This is a genomic window from Chitinimonas koreensis, from assembly GCF_014353015.1.
GTDB classification, from domain to species: domain Bacteria; phylum Pseudomonadota; class Gammaproteobacteria; order Burkholderiales; family Chitinimonadaceae; genus Chitinimonas; species Chitinimonas koreensis.
The window spans coordinates 2,016,239-2,032,832 of record NZ_CP060704.1; the positions used below are offsets into that span (position 1 = coordinate 2,016,239).

The 16,594-nt window shown below is 70.9% G+C and carries 13 protein-coding genes and 1 pseudogene; 9 read left to right on the forward strand and 5 right to left on the reverse strand.

What is annotated here, in order from left to right; translation table 11 throughout:
- The first annotated feature begins 94 nt into the window (after positions 1–94).
- Positions 95–835, forward strand: coding sequence for a substrate-binding periplasmic protein (locus H9L41_RS08840; protein ID WP_051319090.1), 741 nt, complete (start codon positions 95–97; stop codon positions 833–835).
- A gap of 249 nt (positions 836–1,084) precedes the next feature.
- Here H9L41_RS08840 and H9L41_RS08845 read toward each other — a convergent pair whose 3' ends face one another.
- Complete coding sequence (locus H9L41_RS08845) at positions 1,085–2,908, reverse strand: M61 family metallopeptidase (RefSeq protein WP_028446620.1); 1,824 nt, start codon at positions 2,906–2,908, stop codon at positions 1,085–1,087.
- Positions 2,909–3,218: 310 nt separating this feature from the next.
- On the opposite strand from H9L41_RS08845, the gene H9L41_RS08850 reads away from it, so the two are divergent.
- From H9L41_RS08850 to H9L41_RS08865, 4 genes are all read left to right on the forward strand, one after another.
- The gene (locus H9L41_RS08850; RefSeq protein ID WP_028446621.1) at positions 3,219–4,688 is read left to right on the forward strand and encodes a PepSY domain-containing protein; all 1,470 of its coding nucleotides are present in this window, start codon (positions 3,219–3,221) and stop codon (positions 4,686–4,688) included.
- 54 nt (positions 4,689–4,742) lie between these two features.
- Positions 4,743–5,210, forward strand: coding sequence for a copper chaperone PCu(A)C (locus tag H9L41_RS08855; RefSeq protein WP_051319091.1), 468 nt, complete (start codon positions 4,743–4,745; stop codon positions 5,208–5,210).
- Between the two features lie 248 nt (positions 5,211–5,458).
- A complete protein-coding gene (locus H9L41_RS08860; RefSeq protein ID WP_028446622.1) occupies positions 5,459–7,342 on the forward strand; it encodes a hypothetical protein in 1,884 nt (627 codons plus the stop codon).
- 103 nt (positions 7,343–7,445) lie between these two features.
- On the forward strand, positions 7,446–7,910 hold the full coding sequence (locus H9L41_RS08865; protein WP_028446623.1) for a thioredoxin family protein: 465 nt from the start codon (positions 7,446–7,448) through the stop codon (positions 7,908–7,910).
- Positions 7,911–8,060: 150 nt separating this feature from the next.
- On the opposite strand, the gene H9L41_RS08870 is transcribed toward H9L41_RS08865, so the two are convergent.
- The 3 genes and pseudogenes from H9L41_RS08870 to guaB all read right to left on the reverse strand — a co-directional run bounded on the left by H9L41_RS08870 (position 8,061) and on the right by guaB (position 12,685).
- The gene (locus tag H9L41_RS08870) at positions 8,061–10,049 is read right to left on the reverse strand and encodes an O-linked N-acetylglucosamine transferase, SPINDLY family protein (RefSeq protein ID WP_187523761.1); all 1,989 of its coding nucleotides are present in this window, start codon (positions 10,047–10,049) and stop codon (positions 8,061–8,063) included.
- Between the two features lie 204 nt (positions 10,050–10,253).
- Positions 10,254–11,063, reverse strand: coding sequence for an SPFH domain-containing protein (locus tag H9L41_RS08875; protein WP_051319093.1), 810 nt, complete (start codon positions 11,061–11,063; stop codon positions 10,254–10,256).
- A 159-nt stretch (positions 11,064–11,222) separates the two neighbouring features.
- Positions 11,223–12,685, reverse strand: a pseudogene (gene guaB, locus H9L41_RS08880) (IMP dehydrogenase).
- A 154-nt stretch (positions 12,686–12,839) separates the two neighbouring features.
- On the opposite strand from guaB, the gene H9L41_RS08885 reads away from it, so the two are divergent.
- From H9L41_RS08885 to H9L41_RS08900, 4 genes are read left to right on the forward strand one after another with little or no spacing between them, the layout of a single operon-like run.
- The gene (locus H9L41_RS08885) at positions 12,840–14,012 is read left to right on the forward strand and encodes a patatin-like phospholipase family protein (protein ID WP_028446626.1); all 1,173 of its coding nucleotides are present in this window, start codon (positions 12,840–12,842) and stop codon (positions 14,010–14,012) included.
- A gap of 25 nt (positions 14,013–14,037) precedes the next feature.
- Complete coding sequence (locus tag H9L41_RS08890) at positions 14,038–14,580, forward strand: hypothetical protein (RefSeq protein WP_028446627.1); 543 nt, start codon at positions 14,038–14,040, stop codon at positions 14,578–14,580.
- Positions 14,580–15,098 carry a FlgO family outer membrane protein gene (locus H9L41_RS08895; RefSeq protein WP_028446628.1) on the forward strand — a complete coding sequence of 173 codons (519 nt, stop codon included), beginning with the start codon at positions 14,580–14,582 and terminating at the stop codon, positions 15,096–15,098. The genes H9L41_RS08890 and H9L41_RS08895 overlap by 1 nt, the downstream gene beginning before the upstream one ends.
- A gap of 22 nt (positions 15,099–15,120) precedes the next feature.
- On the forward strand, positions 15,121–15,609 hold the full coding sequence (locus tag H9L41_RS08900; protein WP_034607123.1) for a disulfide bond formation protein B: 489 nt from the start codon (positions 15,121–15,123) through the stop codon (positions 15,607–15,609).
- Positions 15,610–15,842: 233 nt separating this feature from the next.
- On the opposite strand, the gene H9L41_RS08905 is transcribed toward H9L41_RS08900, so the two are convergent.
- Positions 15,843–16,571 (reverse strand): hypothetical protein, encoded by a 729-nt coding sequence (locus tag H9L41_RS08905; protein WP_028446630.1) that lies wholly within the window; start codon positions 16,569–16,571, stop codon positions 15,843–15,845.
- Positions 16,572–16,594: the final 23 nt, after the last annotated feature.

Here is a 16,594-nt window from a genome sequence, read left to right on the forward strand (position 1 = left end):
CCGCCCGGCGCGGCAGCGTTGTCGCGGCGCGGGGCCTGCACTACGCTCGAGGGGGCGCACCGCCGCCCCTGTTCATTGCTTCGCGAGGCCCCGCGTGAAGATCCTGCCCCTGCTGCTGCTGATCGTGCTGGCCTGCCTGTGGTCGGTGCGTGCCGACGAGGTGGTGCTGTATGCCTACCACCTCAAGCCGCCCTATATCGTCGACGCCGAGCAGGGCGTCGGCCTCTACTACGACCTGGCGCGCTACCTGAACGAGCGGATCGGCGAGCATCACTTCACCACCGTCTACCTGCCGCGCCGCCGGCTCGAGACCGAGCTCGAGCAGGGCCGGCTCAAGGGCCTGGTGCTCGGCGTGAACCCGCTGTGGTTCAAGGACGAATCGCACACCCGCTACCTGTGGTCGCCGGCCTTCATGAACGACGAGGACGTGGTGGTGTCGCGCAGCGAGCAGCCGCTGCGCTACGAGGGGCCGGACAGCCTGGTCGGCATGCGCGTCGGCCTGCCGACCGGTTACTACTATTACGGCGTGGACGAGCTGGTGAAGGCCGGCCGGATCGAGCGCGACGACGCGGTCAGCGAGGGCGCCAACCTGGGCAAGCTGATGCTGGGCCGGGTCGACGCGATCATCATCAGCCGGCCGACGCTGGACTACTACCTGCGCCACCACACCGACTGGGCCGGTCGCTTCTACGTGGCGGCCAAACCGCACGACCGCTTCGACCGTTTCGTGCTGGTGCCGAAGAACTATGCCGACCTGATGCCCGACCTGAACGCCGCGCTGGGCGGCATCCTGCGCGATCCGGCGTGGCGGGTGCAGCGCGAGACCTATCGCTGACGGCGGGTGCGGTCACCGCGGCGGCAGCGCTGTGCGTCACCGCATGCAGGTTGCACCGATGTTGGTGCATTGCGGCTGCTGCATGACCTTTCCCGAAACATCGAGTCGTACTTCAAGGCGCGCCGATCATGGCCGCGACGATCTGGAGTCGAGCGACTTCCGGGTATCCGCTTCATCTGGTTGCGGTCTGCAAATCGAATGCAAACGGAGCCTGGCGGCTCCGTTCTTCATCGATTCCCGTCTGTGTCCTCAGGCGTTCAGCCATTCCTTGCGCGCCGTCACCCTGGCCGCATCGCCCTCGTTGCGCTTCAACCCCACCGTATTGGCCGGCGCCGCTTCCAGCCGCAGCTTGAAGCGCATCAGCTCGTCGCGGCGGAAGGCCAGCACTTCAAGCTTGTCGCCGGGCCGGGCCAGCGCCAGCGCGGCGTCGAGGTTGGCCGGGCTGGCCTTGAGATCGTCGATCGCCACCAGCACGTCGCCGGCGGCGAGGCCGGCCGCCATCGCCGGGCCGTCGCTGAGCACGTGGGCGAGCTTGACCAGGCCGCCGTCGGCCGCCGCGGTACGGGCGCCGATCCAGGTGGCCGGCGCCTTGGGCTGCTCCAGCCAGCCGCCCTTGTCGCCGGCGCCGACCTGGGCGCGCGCCTGCCAGTCGATGCCGACCTGGGCCAGCACGCTCTCCAGCGGCAGCGGCTCGGTCGAGCGTAGCAGCGTGTCGAACAGCGGCTCGAGCGTGAGGCCGGTCACTTCCTCGGCCACCGCCTCCCAGGCTTCCTCGGCCACGCCGACCGGCTTGCCGGCGTAGAAATCGCGGCCGTAGCGCTGCCACAGCGCCTGCATCACGTCGTCGAGCGACTGGCGGCCGGCGGTCTCGCGGCGGATGTGCAGGTCGAGGCACAGCCCGGCCAGCGCGCCCTTGGTGTAGTAGCTCACCATGCTGTTGGGCGCGTTCTCGTCGGGGCGGTAGTACTTGATCCAGGTGTCGAAGCTCGATTCGGCCAGCGTCTGCACCGCGCTGCCGGGATTGCGCAGCACGCCGGTGATGGTGTGCGACAAGAGTTCGAGATAGCTGTCGGCGTCGATCAGGCCGGCGCGCACCAGCGTCAGGTCGTCGTAGTAGCTGGTCAGGCCCTCGAACGCCCACAGCAGGCGCGAATAGGCTTCGCCGTCGGCCGGGTAGGGCGCGTAGGCGGCCGGCTTGATGCGCTTGACGTTCCAGGTATGGAAATACTCGTGGCTGACCAGGCCGAGGAACTGGCGGTAGGGGCTCTTCAGGCCGCGCTCGCCCGGCTGCGGCAGGCTGTCGCGGCTGGCCATCAGCGCGGTCGAGGCGCGGTGCTCGAGGCCGCCGTAGCCGTCGCCGCTGACGAAGGTCATGAACACGTAGCGCTCGAATGGCGCCGGCTCGCCGAAGAAGCGGATCTGGTATTCGCAGATCGCCTTGACGTCGCGTGCCAGCCGCTTGGAATCGAGCTTGGGCAGCCGGCCGGCCAGCACGAAGTCGTGCGGCACGCCGCAGGCCTTGAACTGGATCAGGGTGAAGTCGCCGAGCTCGACCGGGTGGTCGATCAGTTCGTCGTAATTGGCGGCCCGGTAGCTGCCGAATGCATAGGGCTTGGCCTTGAGCGGCGTCAGGCTGGTGGCGACGCGCCACTCCCGGTAGTCCTTGCCGGCCGGCGGTGCGATGTCGACCGTCACCGGCGCGTCGAGCTGGCCCTCGACGCCGAGGAACACGCTGGTGCCGTTGAAGAAGCCGCGCGTCTGGTCGAGGTAGGCGGTGCGCACCGACAGGTCGTAGCCGTAGACGCTATAGCGCACCGTCAGCGCGCCCTCGGCCGGCGCCGCGCGCCAGCTGCGCTTGTCGAGCTTGTCGATGGCGAGCGGGCCGCGGGCGTCCTCGGCCTCGATGCGGACGATGTGGCGGGCGAATTCGCGCACCAGGTAGGAACCGGGAATCCACACCGGCAGGCTGAGCAGCTGGCCGGCCGGGTCGGGTTGCTCGACGGTCAGGCTGACTTCGAACAGGTGGGCTTCGGGCGAGGCGGGATTGATGCGGTAGTGGATGGCTGGCTTCATGGTGGGCCGCTCTTGCCGGCGGGCGTGGCGTCGGTCACGCCGGCCCGGCGGTGGGGGTTCGGTAGAAAGACGCGGAGTGTACGCCGCCGCGCCGCAAAGCTGAATTTTGGCGGCCCGCAGCGGCCCCGGGCGTGGCATCCGCGCTGCGGCAAGCGGTCGCAGGGGGCCGCGGCGCGCCGCCGGCTAGAATCCGCCGGTTACCTTCCGGCCCGGAAACGGAGCCCCGCGCGGCCTAGGATGCAGCCGACACCCACGGTCGGACCGCCGCCGCGTGGGTTCCGTTCAACCCAGACCCGATCGACCCCGAGCCATGACCACCACCACCGTCGCCCCGCCGATCCAGCGTCCCTTCAGGCTGCTGCCCGCGCTCTACCGCTGGCACCGCCGCATCGGCCTGTGCGCCGCCGTGGCGGTGCTGGTGTGGGCCTGCTCGGGCCTGAGCCACCCGATCATGACGCGGCTGTTCCCCAGCGCCGTCGCCATGCAGCCGCCGGCCAGCGACGCGGCGCCCGGCGGCCTGCCGCTGGCCGAGGCGATGGCGCGCGCCGGCATCGCCGAGCTGACCGGCGCGCGGCTGATCGGCTGGCAGGACCGGCCCTACTGGCAGGTGCGGCGGCCGGGCGAGCACGAATGGCGTTACGTCGACGCCGCCGATGGCCGCCTGGTGGCGGACGGCGACGCGCGCTATGCCGAGATGCTGGCGCGCCACTACAGCGGCGAGCAGGCCGCCGCGGTGCGCCGGGCGACGCTGGTCACCGCTTTCGATGGCGATTACGCCGCGATCAACCGGCTGCTGCCGGTCTGGCGCATCGAATTCGAGCGACCGGACGGCCTGCGCGTCTATGTCGAGACCGCGCCGGCGCGGCTGGCGGCGCTGATGGACGACCGCAAGGCGGTGTTCCAGGCGCTGTTCGGCCTGCTGCACCGCTGGGAATGGCTCGACGGCGCGCCGCTGCTGCGCCGGCTGCTGATGAGCGTGCTGCTGCTGTCGGCTGCCGGCGCCGCCGGGCTCGGCCTGGTGCTGGCCTGGCGCCGCCCGCGCGGCGGCCGCGGCACGCCCCTGCGCACCTGGCACCGGCGGCTCGGCCTGCTGGTGCTGGGCAGCACCTTCGCCTTCACGCTGAGCGGCGTGTTCCACGTCTGGGCCGCGCCCGACTTCGATCCACCGCTGCGGCGCGAGGCACGCTTCGACACGGCCACGGCCACCGTGCCGCCGCAGCGGCTGGCGCTCGGGGCGACGCTGGTGGCGATCGACGGCCGCGCCGCCTGGTGGCTGCCGCCGGCGCCGATCGTGGCAGGCGACGAACATGCCGCGCATGCCGGCCACGCCATGCCGGCCGGCGCGACGGCGGCCGCGCGCGTCCTCGATGCCGCCTCCGGTGCCGTGCTGGCCGACGGCGAACGGCGGCTGGCGGCGGTGATCGCGGCCGAGCTGGCCGGCCTGCCGCTGCAGAAGCTGCGCGAGGCGACGCCGGTCACCCGTTTCGACGGCGAATACGGCTTCGTCAGCAAGCGGCTGCCGGTGCTGCGGCTGAGCTACGACCTGCCGGGCCGGCCGAACGCCTACGTCGAGCCGGCCAGCGGCGTGCTGGCGGCCCGGCCGCAGCCGCTGGCGCGGATCGAGAGCGCCGCGTTCTCCTGGCTGCACAAGGCGCAGTGGCTCGACGGCCTGGGCAAGGGACCGCGCGATACGCTGCTCGGCCTGTTCGCGCTGCTGAACGGCGGCCTGGCCGTGATCGGCCTGCTGCTCTGGCTGCGGCGCGCCCGCCGCCCGGCCTGAGCCGCCGGCCCTACAATCCGATCCTTTCCACCCATCACCACGAGGAATCCCGACTTGCGCGCTTCGCTCACCTTCCTGGCCGCATTGGCTCTCTCGGCCGGCGCTGCCGCCCATGAATTCAAGCTCGGCACGCTCGAGATCCACCACCCCTGGGCGCGCGCCACGCCGCCGGGCCAGGGCAACGGCGCGGTCTACCTGAAGATCAACAACGCCGGCGGCCAGCCCGACGCGTTGGTGGCGGCGAGCGTCGGCGCGCTGGCCAGGGCCGAGCTGCACGCCCACCTGAACGAGAACGGCGTGATGAAGATGCGGCCGGTCGAGCGCGTCGCGGTGCCGGCCAAGGGCTCGGCGCTGCTCAAGCCCGGCGGCGACCACGTGATGCTGATCGGCCTCAAGCGCCCTCTGAAGGAGGGCGACAAGCTGCCGCTAACGCTGCGCTTCGAGAAGGCCGGCGAGGTGAAGGTGGAGATCAAGGTCGAGCCGCTGACGGTGGATGCCGAGTCGTTGCACGCCGGGCATTGAGTCCGCGGGGTTGATGCTCGAAGGACGCGCTGTACTTCTGTAGGTCGGAATTCATTCCGACGCTGCTGCCTTTCAAATGAGGTCGCTGTCGGAGTGCCCGGTAAAGCGGGGCAGGCCCTGAATTCCGGCCTGCAAAACCCGGGCCGGTCCCCTGCCTCGGGGCCTGTTTGTTGCGCGCCGCGCCGCCATGCGCTAACAAGACCCATTGAAGCGGCCACGCAGCAGCCGGCGAACGGGGGAGAGCAGGGATGGCGGACTACAACTTCGGCATGAACGAGCCGCCGCACCGGCGTTGGCCGGTGGCCTGGTACAACCCGCTGGTGTTGCTGCGCTCGGCGCGCGAGCTGATGGCCAGCGCCGACCAGATCCGCAACTTCGACCGGCGCGAGCTGTACCAGGGCGAGTTCGAGGTGGTCGACCTGTCCGGCACCGCGGGCCGCGACGATTTCTGGTGGGATTTCGTCTCCGACATGGGCGACAGCGGCAACGCCACCTACGCCGTGGCGCGCGCCGTGCTGGCGCCGGCGGTGGTGGCGCCGCAGGCCGAGGCCTGCGGCGAATCGGACTGGCAGGGCACCTTCCCGCGCGGCGACCTGCTGGTGCTCGGCGGCGACCTGGCCTACCCGGGCGCCTGCACCGAGGAATACCAGTACCGCTTCGTCGAGATGTGGGAGGGCGCACGACCCGACGATGCGCCGTGCGACCGCACCGTGCTGGCGATCCCGCAGAACCATGACTGGTTCGACAACATCTCCACCTTCCACCGCTATTTCGTCAAGGATCACCAGCCCGGCTTCGGCGATCCCTTCCTCGCCGCCGAGACGCCGCAGCAGCGCAGCTATTTCGCCGCCCGGCTGCCGCGCGGCTGGTGGCTGTTCGGCTTCGATTTCGCGCTGGTCGGCGACCTGGACCGCGGCCAGTTCGAGGCCTTCTGCGGCGTGGTGAAGAGCCGCATGCGGCCCGGCGACGACGTGATCCTGCTGTACCCCGAGCCGTACTGGACCCGTCCGCTCGGCGACGAGGCGCGGCCCGGCTATCCCAAGCGCTACCAGCGGCTGGAGGCGCTGCTGCTGGAACGCGAGGTGCGCATCCGCATCCGGCTGGCCGGCGACCTGCACCACTACGTGCGCGAGCAGGCCGAGTCCGGCGGCGCCGGTCTCGAATACGACGACGCGCTGGTCACCTGCGGCTGCGGCGGCGCCTTCCTGCATCCGACCCACGCCAACCTCGCCGCCCAGCCCAAGCGGATGGACCGCCGCATCGACGCCGAGGCGATGACCGACGACCTCAAGGGCCGGGTGCGGCTCGGCACCGTCGAGGGCGCCTGGCAGACCTGGGGCCACCGCGCCTACGGCGTGGCCGGCTGCTATCCGGACCAGGCCACCAGCCGCCGGCTGGTGTGGGGCAACCTGCTCGCCATGTTCAAGCCGGCCGGCGAGCTGGACGAGCTGTGCGGCCGCAGCCTGCTGCAGGGCAACCTGATGTTCTCGCTGCTGCTGGGCCTGCTGTACTGGGCGGCGGTCTACTGCAACAGCTTCGTGTTCAGCGCCTCCTTCCTGCCCGACGGCTTCGTGCCGTCGAGCCGGATCGGCGAACTGCCGCTGTCGACCTTCCTCGGGCTGTGGGTGCGCGGGCTGTTCTTCAGCCCGCTGGCGATGGGCGTGCATGTCCTGCTGGTCGTGCTGTGCGGCGCCATCGCGCGCGAGGACGGCTGGCGCACCATGCTCTCGGGCATGCTGCTGGGCGTCCTGCACGTGCTGGCCGCCGCCACGCTGTACTGGTGGATCTGCGGCCTGGTCGGCGACCCCTTCGTGCGCGGCCTGGTGCTGACCGCCTTCGGCACGCTGGTCGGCGGGCTGCTGTTCGGCACCTACTTCGCCTGCATGTCCTGGCTAGGCTGCCTCGGCAACAACGCCTTCTCGCCGGTCGCCTACCAGGGCTACAAGGGTTTCCTGCGCTTCCGCATCGACCGCGACGGCAATCTGCACGGCTATATGCTCGGCACCGATTCGGTGCCGCGGCGCTGGCGCCTCAACCCCGATCCGCGCGCGCGGCGGCCGGTGTGGGTCGAGCGCGACGCGGACGATCTGCCGGACTGGCAGCTGCGCGACGCCTTCACGCTGCGGCGCTGAAGGCCGCCGGCGCGCCGGCGACGGCCGGCGCGGTTGCCGTGCGCGCCGCGCTGCGGTGCAATGGCGGCTTCGGCCGTCCGCGGCCTCTCTCGAAGATTCCGCCATGAAACGACCTTTCGCCCTGATGTTGTTGCTGGCCAGCCTCGCCGCGCCGGCCGCCGAACAGCCCTACGACGAGTCCGCCAACGCGCGCGACGACGTGCGCCAGGCCCTGGTCACCGCGCGCAAGGGCGGCAAGCCGGTGCTGCTGGTGTTCGGCGCCAACTGGTGCAAGGACTGCCGCGCGCTCGACAAGGCGCTCAAGGGCGAGAAGAACGCGGCGCTGATCGCGCGCGAATTCAACGTTGTGAAGATCGACGTCGGCCGTTTCGACAAGAATCTCGATCTCGACACCGTCTACGGCAACCCGATCAAGCAGGGCATCCCGGCCGTGGTGGTGCTGGCGCCCGACCAGCGCGTGCTCTACGCCACCCGCGCCGGCGAGCTGGCCAATGCGCGCGAGATGAACGAGGAGGGCGTGTACGGCTTCTTCAAGCAGATCGTCGAGCAGGCGGGCAAGGGCGGTTGAGCGCCGCCGGCCGTTTCCTCCGGCACGAAACGTCGATCGAATCCCCCGTAGGAGCGGCTTCAGCCGCGAATGCCCGATGGCGCGCGGCCGGCATTCGCGGCTGAAGCCGTTGCTACGATGCGGCCTGCCGGCGGTGCCAGCCCGGCTGCCTCAGCCGTCCACCTCGAATGCAATCGGCGCCAGCCCGGCCAGCGCGCGTTCCCACATCTGCGCATAGGCATCCTCGAGCGCCCGCGTGGTCGCCGCGGTATCGAACAGCGGCGCCTGCCGCCGCGCCGCCGCCAGCCGCCCGCGCACGGCGGCCAGCCGGTCCGGTTCGGTCGCCAGCCGCGTCGCCAGCGCCTGGTAGTCGGCCAGGGTGTCGACGGCCAGCTCGGCCAGGCCGACCGCGTGCAGACAGCTGGCCGCCACCCGGCTGGCGAAGCCCCGGCCGCGGCAGCTGACCAGCGGCACCCCGGCCCAGAGCGCGTCGCTGGCGGTGGTGTGGCTGTTGTAGGGCAGGGTGTCGAGCGCCAGGTCGGCCAGCGCCAGCCGGGCCAGGTGTTCGGCATGCGGCAGGCCGGGCGCGAACACGAGGCGCTCGCCGTCCACGCCGCGGCGGCCGGCCTCGTGGCGCAGCCGCGCGCGGTTGCCCGGCTGCTGGTCGAGCAGCCACAGCACGCTGCCCGGCACCGCGCGCAACAGCTGCATCCACAGGTCGAACATCCCCGGCAGCAGCTTGTAGTGCTGGTTGAAGCAGCAGAACACGAAGCCCTGCCCGGGCAGGCCGGCCTGCGCGCGGCCCGGCCGGGCGGCGACGTCGCTCGGGGCGTTGATCTGGTAGCAGTGCGGCAGCCGCACCAGCCGCTCGGCATAGTGGAGGTCGGCGCCGACGGGGGCCACCTGCGTGTCGGCGATCAGGTAGTCGACCCAATCGGCGCCGAGCGTGCCCGGGTAGGCCAGGTAATGGACCTGCACCGGCGCCGGCCGCCAGGCCAGCGTCTCGGCGCGGGTACCGCGGGTCCAGCCCTTGAGGTCGATCAGGATATCGATGCCGTCGGCGCGGATCTGCCGCGCGATCTCGGCCGGCGCCAGCGCATCGACCTGGCGGAAGCGGTCGAAGCCGGCCAGCAGCTGCGCGCGCAGCGCCGAGCCGTCGTCGCGGCCATAGTCGTAGCCCCACACTTCGAAGCGTGCGCGGTCGTGGCCGGCGAACAGGCCGGCGGTGAGCCAGCTGGTGGCGTGCGAGAAAAAATCGCCGCCGAGGTAGCCGAGCCGGATGCGCTCGCGCCGTTGCGGCGGGCGCGGCGGCAGCGGCTCGACGCGGTATTGCGCCGCCCAGCGCCGGGCGATCTGCAGCTGCGCCGCCGGCGAGTCGTCCAGGCCGAGATGGAAGAACGGCGAGATGCGGCTGTCGGGCCGGCGCTGCAGCGCCGATTCGAGCTGGGCGAGCGCGTCCGGCAGGCCGCGCCATTCGCACCGATGCAGCCGCGCGGTGAGCTGGCCGGCCCGGGCCTCGGCGAAATCGGGCCGCAGGGCGATGGCTTGGCCGAAGCCGTGCTCGGCCTCCTCGAAGCGCGCGTGTTCCTGCAGGATCGCGGCCAGGTTCTTCCAGCCCGCCGCATACCGCGGATCGCAGGCCAGCGCGCGCCGGTAGTGGGCCTCGGCCGCGGCCAGGTCGCCGGCCTGCTGGCGCAGCGCGCCGTAGTTGTTGTGGGCCAGCGCGAGGCCGTCGTCCAGCGCCAGCGCGCGGCGGTAGGCCGCCTCGGCGCCGGCGGCGTCGCCGCTTTCCTGCCGCGCTACGCCGAGGTCGTTCCACAGCCGCGCATCGTCGGGCGCCAGCCCGGCGGCGCGCGCATAGGCGAGGCCGGCCTCGGCCGGGCGGCCCAGCGCGCGCAGCAGGCCGCCGAGCTCGCCGTGCAGTTCGGCGTCGCCGGGCGCGGCGAGCGCGGCCGCGTGGAGGTCGGCCAGCGCGCCCTCGCGCTCGCCCGCATGGCGCCGCAGCGCGGCCCTGCAACGCAAGGCTTCGGCCTGGTCGGGCCGCAGCCGCAGCGCCGCCTCGATCGCGCGGCCGGCTTCGTCGAGCCGGCCGGCCGCCAGCGCGATACGCGCATGCAGCGCCAGCGCGTCGGCGTCGGCGGGCTGGCGTTCGAGCACCATGGCCGTGAAGTTGGCGGCGGCGGCCAGATCGCCGGCGGCGAGCCGCTGGCGGGCGATGGCGAGCAGTTCGGCGGGGAGAGCGGCGTGGTCATGGCCGGCATTCCAGGAAAGTCCCGCCCGGCGCGGTGGCCGCGGCCGGCGGGCAGGGCGGCCGTCTCCGCCGCCCTGCCTAGGTTTCAACTCGGTGGATGCACCGCGGGCGGATCAGGGCCTGGCCACCAGCGGCGTCGTCCCGTCGCTGACGATGACGGTGCAGCCCTTGTCGCAGCGCTCGTACAGGAACCGGCGGGCCTTGATGTCCTCGAGCTTGATGAACTGCTCGGGCGTCAGTCCCAGTTCGTTGCGGTAGGCATTGTCGGCCGCGGCGCGCGAGCGTTCGGCCTCCTTGCGCTGGTTTTCCGCCTCGCGGGCGGCTTCCATGGTCTTGCTGCGCTGCTTCTGGCGGCCGGTCTCGTTGATCTCCTCGAGGATCTTGCCGTCGGGCAGCACCTTGCCCAGGTTCACGTCCAGCACCGCGACCGGCAGGCCGTAGTCCTTCACCAGCTTGCGGGTCGAGGCCAGGATGGCTTCCTCGAGCTGCTGCACCGACTGGTTGTCCGACAGCAGCTGGTTCAGCGTGTAGCGCTTGGCCGCGTTGCGCACGATGGTGCGGTACTGCTCCTTGAGGTTGTTGTCGTACCAGTGCTCGCCGTACTTCTTGATGATGGCGACCGGCTCGCGGATCTGCAGCTGCAGATAGGAATTGAAGTCGACCGGGATATTGTCGCCGGCCGTGATCAGGTCGTCGAAGCGCTCGTCGATCTTGATCGGCACGATCGGTACGGCGATGCCGCTGGTGGACCACCAGTACCAGCCCGAGCCGGGCTTCTGGCTGTCGTCGCGCACGCCGCCGTGGCCGACGAAGTAAGGCTTGTCGACCAGCACCGTCTCGGTGCCCGGATCGGTGCTGATGCGGCTGCAGCCGGCCAGCGCGACGGCCAGCAGCGCGGCCAGGATGATCGGTGTCTTCTTCATGTGCCCCTCCGGCGCGGTTCGGAAATCCCCCCGGCTTATAGCACCAAGCGGGCTCGGCGGGTTCGCGCCGTCGGCATGCGCTCGTCCGCAGGGCTTCAAAAGCAAAAGCCCCCGCGCAAGGCGGGGGCTCCGGACGGCGAAGTCGGCGCGGGGGCCGGCTCAGTCGACGTGGTAGTTCGGCGCTTCCTTGGTGATCTGCACGTCGTGCACGTGCGATTCGCGGATGCCGGCCGAGGTGATCTCGACGAACTCGGCGCGCGCATGCACGTCGGCGATGGTGGCGCAGCCGAGGTAGCCCATCGACGAGCGCAGGCCGCCCATCAGCTGGTGGATCACCGCGCTCAGCGGGCCCTTGTAGGGCACGCGGCCTTCGATGCCCTCGGGCACCAGCTTGTCGGCGTTGTTGACGTTGTCCTGGAAGTAGCGGTCGCTCGAGCCTTGCTGCATCGCGCCGAGCGAACCCATGCCGCGGTAGCTCTTGTAGGAACGGCCCTGGTACAGCTCGACCTCGCCCGGGGCTTCCTCGGTGCCGGCGAACAGGCCGCCGAGCATCACCAGGTTGGCGCCGGCCGCGATGGCCTTGGAGATGTCGCCCGAGAAGCGGATGCCGCCGTCGGCGATCAGCGGGACGCCGCTGCCGCGCAGCGCGTCGGCCACGTTGGCCACCGCCGAGATCTGCGGCACGCCGACGCCGGCCACGATGCGGGTGGTGCAGATCGAGCCGGGGCCGATGCCGACCTTGACGCCGTCGGCGCCGGCTTCGACCAGCGCCAGCGCGGCGGCGGCGGTGGCGATGTTGCCGCCGATCACCTGCACCTGCGGGAAGTGCTTCTTCACCCAGGTCACCCGGTCCAGCACGCCCTGGCTGTGGCCGTGGGCGGTGTCGACCACGATCACGTCGACGCCGGCCTCGACCAGCAGCTCGACGCGCTCCTCGGTGCCGGCACCGACGCCGACCGCGGCGCCGACGCGCAGGCGGCCCTGGCTGTCCTTGGCGGCATGCGGGTGCTCGGTGGTCTTGATGATGTCCTTGACGGTGATCAGGCCGCGCAGCTTGAACGCTTCGTCGACCACCAGCACGCGCTCCAGCCGGTGGGCGTGCATCAGCTCGCGCGCCTCGTCGATGCTGGCGCCTTCGCGCACCGTCACCAGGCGGTCCTTCGGCGTCATGATGCTCGACACCGGGGCGTCGAGCCGCGTCTCGAAGCGCAGGTCGCGGTTGGTGACGATGCCGACCACTTGGCCGCTGGCCTCGACCACCGGCAGGCCGGAAATGCGGTGCTGGCGCGTCAGCGTCAGCACGTCGCGCACCAGCATGTCGGGCTTGACCGTCACCGGGTCCTTCACCACGCCGCTTTCGTAGCGCTTCACCTTGCTCACTTCCTGCGCCTGGGCGCGGGCCGGCAGGTTCTTGTGGACGATGCCGATGCCGCCTTCCTGCGCCATGGCGATGGCGAGACGGCCCTCGGTCACCGTATCCATGGCGGCCGAGACGAGGGCAGGTTGAGGCGGATTTCGCGCGTGAGCTGGGTCGAGAGGTCGACATCGCGCGGCAGGACGTTGGAGTGGGCGGGGACGAGCAGAACGTCGTCGAAGGTCAGCGCTTTTTGAATAACTCGCATGGCTAAGTCCCTGGCGGCAAAAACGGATTGTACCTCAAATCGGTGCCCGCTCGGACAGGCGGCGACAGCCGCGGTTCAGCGCGGCATGGGCTATGCTTGGATCGCCGGCCCGCAGCGTCCCGCGCGGCGGCCGGCCAACGACAACGAGGAGTCCATGTCCGAACCCCGCCCTCCGCTCGTCGGGCTGATCATGTCCGGCGGCGGCGCCCGTGCCGCCTACCAGGTCGGCGTGCTGCGCGCGATCGCCAAGATGCTGCCGCCGCAGGCCGACAACCCGTTCCAGATCATCTGCGGCACCTCGGCCGGCGGCATCAACGCCGCCTCGCTGGCGGCCGGCGCCACCCAGTTCCGCAAGAGCGTGTGCAAACTCGAGTACGTCTGGAAGAACCTGTCGGTCGAGGACGTCTACCGCACCGACGTCGGCACCATGTGCCGCTATTTCTTCCATTGGGTCGGCTCGCTGTTCACCGGCGGCTTCGGCCGGCTCAATCCCAAGGCCTTCCTCGACAACGAACCGCTGGGCGGCCTGCTGGAGCGCTTGATCGATTTCGACGGCATCGAGCACTCGATCCAGGCCGGCCAATTGCGCGCGCTCAGCATCACCGCCTCGGGCTACAACTCGGGCCAGTCGGTCTCGTTCTTCCAGGCCGCGCCCGACCTCAAGGGCTGGAACCGGGCCCAGCGCGTGGGCACCCGCACGCGCATCGAATTGCGTCACCTGCTGGCCTCGGCGGCCATCCCCTTCGTGTTCCCGGCGGTGCAGATCAACCGCGAGTGGTTCGGCGACGGTTCGGTGCGCCAGGTCGCGCCGATCAGCCCGGCGCTGCACCTGGGCGCCGAGAAGGTGCTGGTGGTCGGCGTCTCGCCGCCGCGCGAGGAGCCGCTCGAGCGGCTCTACGCGCCGGACTATCCGACGCTGGCCCAGGTCGCCGGCCACCTGATGAACAGCGTGTTCATCGACGGCATGGAGGTCGATCTCGAACGCATCGCGCGGGTCAACCGCACGCTGTCCTTCGTGCCCGACGAGGTCAAGCACCGCCGCGACGTGCAGCTGCGCGAGGTCGAGATCCTGGTGATCGCGCCGTCCAAGCCGCTCGAGCAGATCGCCTCGCGCCATACCGGCCGCTTTCCGTGGACCATGCGCTTCGTGCTCGGCGGCCTCGGCGCGCTCAAGCGGCAGGGTTCGGTACTGGCGTCCTACCTGCTGTTCCACCGCCGCTACGCGCGCGACCTGATCGAATTGGGCTATACCGACGCCATGCGGCGGCGCGACGACATCCTGAAATTTCTCGGCTATGATCCCGCAGCCCTCGAAACCGGGGACTGAGCGCCCTCATCGACCGGAATCCGCCTTGCGCCGCTACCTGCTTCCCCTCGCCCTCGTGCTGTCCTTGTCCGCCTGTGCGCAGATCCGCGCCCAGATGGCGGCGCGCGAGGCGGCCCAGGCGCCGACCGCACCGCTGCTGCGCGCGCCGGCCGACTGGGGCGAGCTGGCCCACCAGGTCGCGCTGCGCGCCAGCCAGCGCGCCAGCCAGGTGTCGGAGCTCGGCCGCAAGCCGATCTTCGTGGCCGAGCCGAGCCGGCCGACGCCGTTCGCGCGCGCGCTCAACCAGTACCTGCGCACCAGCCTGGCCGAGCTCGGGCTCGCGGTGGCGCAGAAGCGCGACGACGGCGTGGTGGTGCTCGAGGCCGACATCCAGTCGGTGCGCATGGCCGAGGGCCTGCAGGTGGTGGTGACCACCTCGATCGGCAACGGCAGCCGCTACCTGTTCCGCGATACCGAGGCCTACGCGGTCAGCCAGGCCGACGTGCCGCTCTACGACGAATCGCTGCTGCCCGCGCCGCCGGCGCCGCCGGTCCCGGTCAAGCGCATGAACGTGACCGGGGGCGCCTGATGCGCGCGCTGGCCGTTCTCGCCCTGCTGTTCGCGCTGGCCGGCTGCGCCGCCAGCCAGCCCGGCGCCAAGAATCCGCTGATCCGCGCCAGCTACGAGGCGGCCGACCGGCTGGCCGACATGGGCGGCGCGATGGTGCCGGACCAGCCGGTGATCGTGGCCACCCTGGTCAACATCGACAAGCTGACCGAGTCGTCGACCTTCGGTCGCGTGCTGGCCGAGCAGGTCGCCACCCGGCTCTTGGGGCGCGGCTATCCGGTGATCGAGCTCAAGCTGCGCGGCAGCGTGTTCGTGCGCGAGGGAACCGGCGAACTGCTGCTGTCGCGCGAGGTGAAGGACATCAGCAGCGCCCACAACGCGCAGGCGGTGGTGGTCGGCAGCTACGCGGTCGGCGCCGACAAGATCTACCTGAACCTCAAGCTGGTGCGGCCGACCGACAACCGCGTGCTGGCCGCAGACGACGTCGCCATCGACCTCGATGAAACCACCCGGGCCTTGCTGTTGTCCGAGCCGTCCTGATCCACTCTCCCACCCCGACACCATGAACTGGCTGACCTCCCGCCGCGCGGGCTTCTTCGCGCTCTTCCTCGCCTGCGCCGGCATGATGGCCTTCGCGCTCTACCTGCAGCACTACAAGTTCCTCAACCCCTGCCCGCTGTGCATGTTCCAGCGCGTGTTCGTGATCGCGGTCGGGGTGCTGTCGCTGCTGGCCGCGCTGCACGGCGGCGCGCCGCGGCTGTGGGGCGCGCTGATCGCATTGACCGGCCTGGCCGGCTTCTCGATCGCGGTGCGCCATACGGTGTTGCAGTACTTCCCGCCGGACAGCCTGCCCAGCTGCGGCGCCGGCCTGTTCCAGATGCTCGACAGCGCGCCGTTCGGCCAAGTGGTGGCCGACGTGCTGCGCGGTACCGGCGAATGCGCGGTGATCGACTGGAAGCTGCTGGGCTTGTCGCTGCCGGGCTGGACCGCGCTCGGCTTCGCCGGCCTGATCGCCGTGGCGCTGTGGCTGGGCTTCCGCGCGCGGCGCTGAGCGGACCGGCCGGCCCGCAATGAAGAACGGGGCGCTTGGGCGCCCCGTTTCGCATGCTCGTCGCCGACCGCTGCGGTCGATCTTGCGCACCGCCCGCGGCATATCCGTAGGAGCGGCTTCAGCCGCGAATCGCGGGCGTGGACGCTTGACCCATTCGCGGCTGAAGCCACTCCTGCGCGCTGCGTCCGGCGTTTGTGCCACGGCCGAGGGCCCTCGCCACCTCAGCCAGGTCTTCAAGCCGCCATCAGGCCCTGCAGGTCGGCGGTGCCGAGCTGTTTCTGCACCTTGCTCGGCGCTTCCGGATCGCCGGCCAGGAAGTAGAAGAACTCGCGCGCCAGGCTGACGAAGATATGCCAGCGGTCCTGCCGCGGGAACAGCACCAGCACCTTGTCGACGCCGCCGCGATAGCTGTCGGTATTGGCGGCCGAATCGCGGATCGAATACAGCAGCAGCTTCACCAGTTTCAATCGCAGCGCGACGTTGGCGTCGTCGAAGCCGGCCTTGCGCAATTCCTCGATATAGCGGCCCAGGCACTTGAGCTGATGGATATGGCGTTCGAGCTGGGCCAGCGTGGTCTGCGACCACGGGTCGGCCTCCATCCGCCGCAGCGCCTCGTCGAGCGAAGACGCTTCGCCGGCGGCGGCCAGGGTGCCGCTGCTGGCGATGGCGGCCGGCGCCGCCACGGCTGCCGGGCGCGGCGCCGGCGCGGCGGTGGTCTCGCCGCTCCAATAGGGGAAGAACTCGCGGATCAGGTTGACGAACTGGGCGTCGTCGGGAAAGTTGCGCAGCGTCAGCTCGGACGCCTTGCGGTAGCCGATGCCGTCCTGCGGCAGGTCGCGCAGCGTGGACAGCAGGTGGCGCAGGAAATGCCGCGCCAGGGTGAGCTGCTTGGTCGCGACGTCGCGCCGCCGCAGGTCTTCGAGGAATTGGTCGAGTGCGGCGTCGGGCGAGGGTCGGCTCATGGCGGCGTCGGGTCGGTTCTATC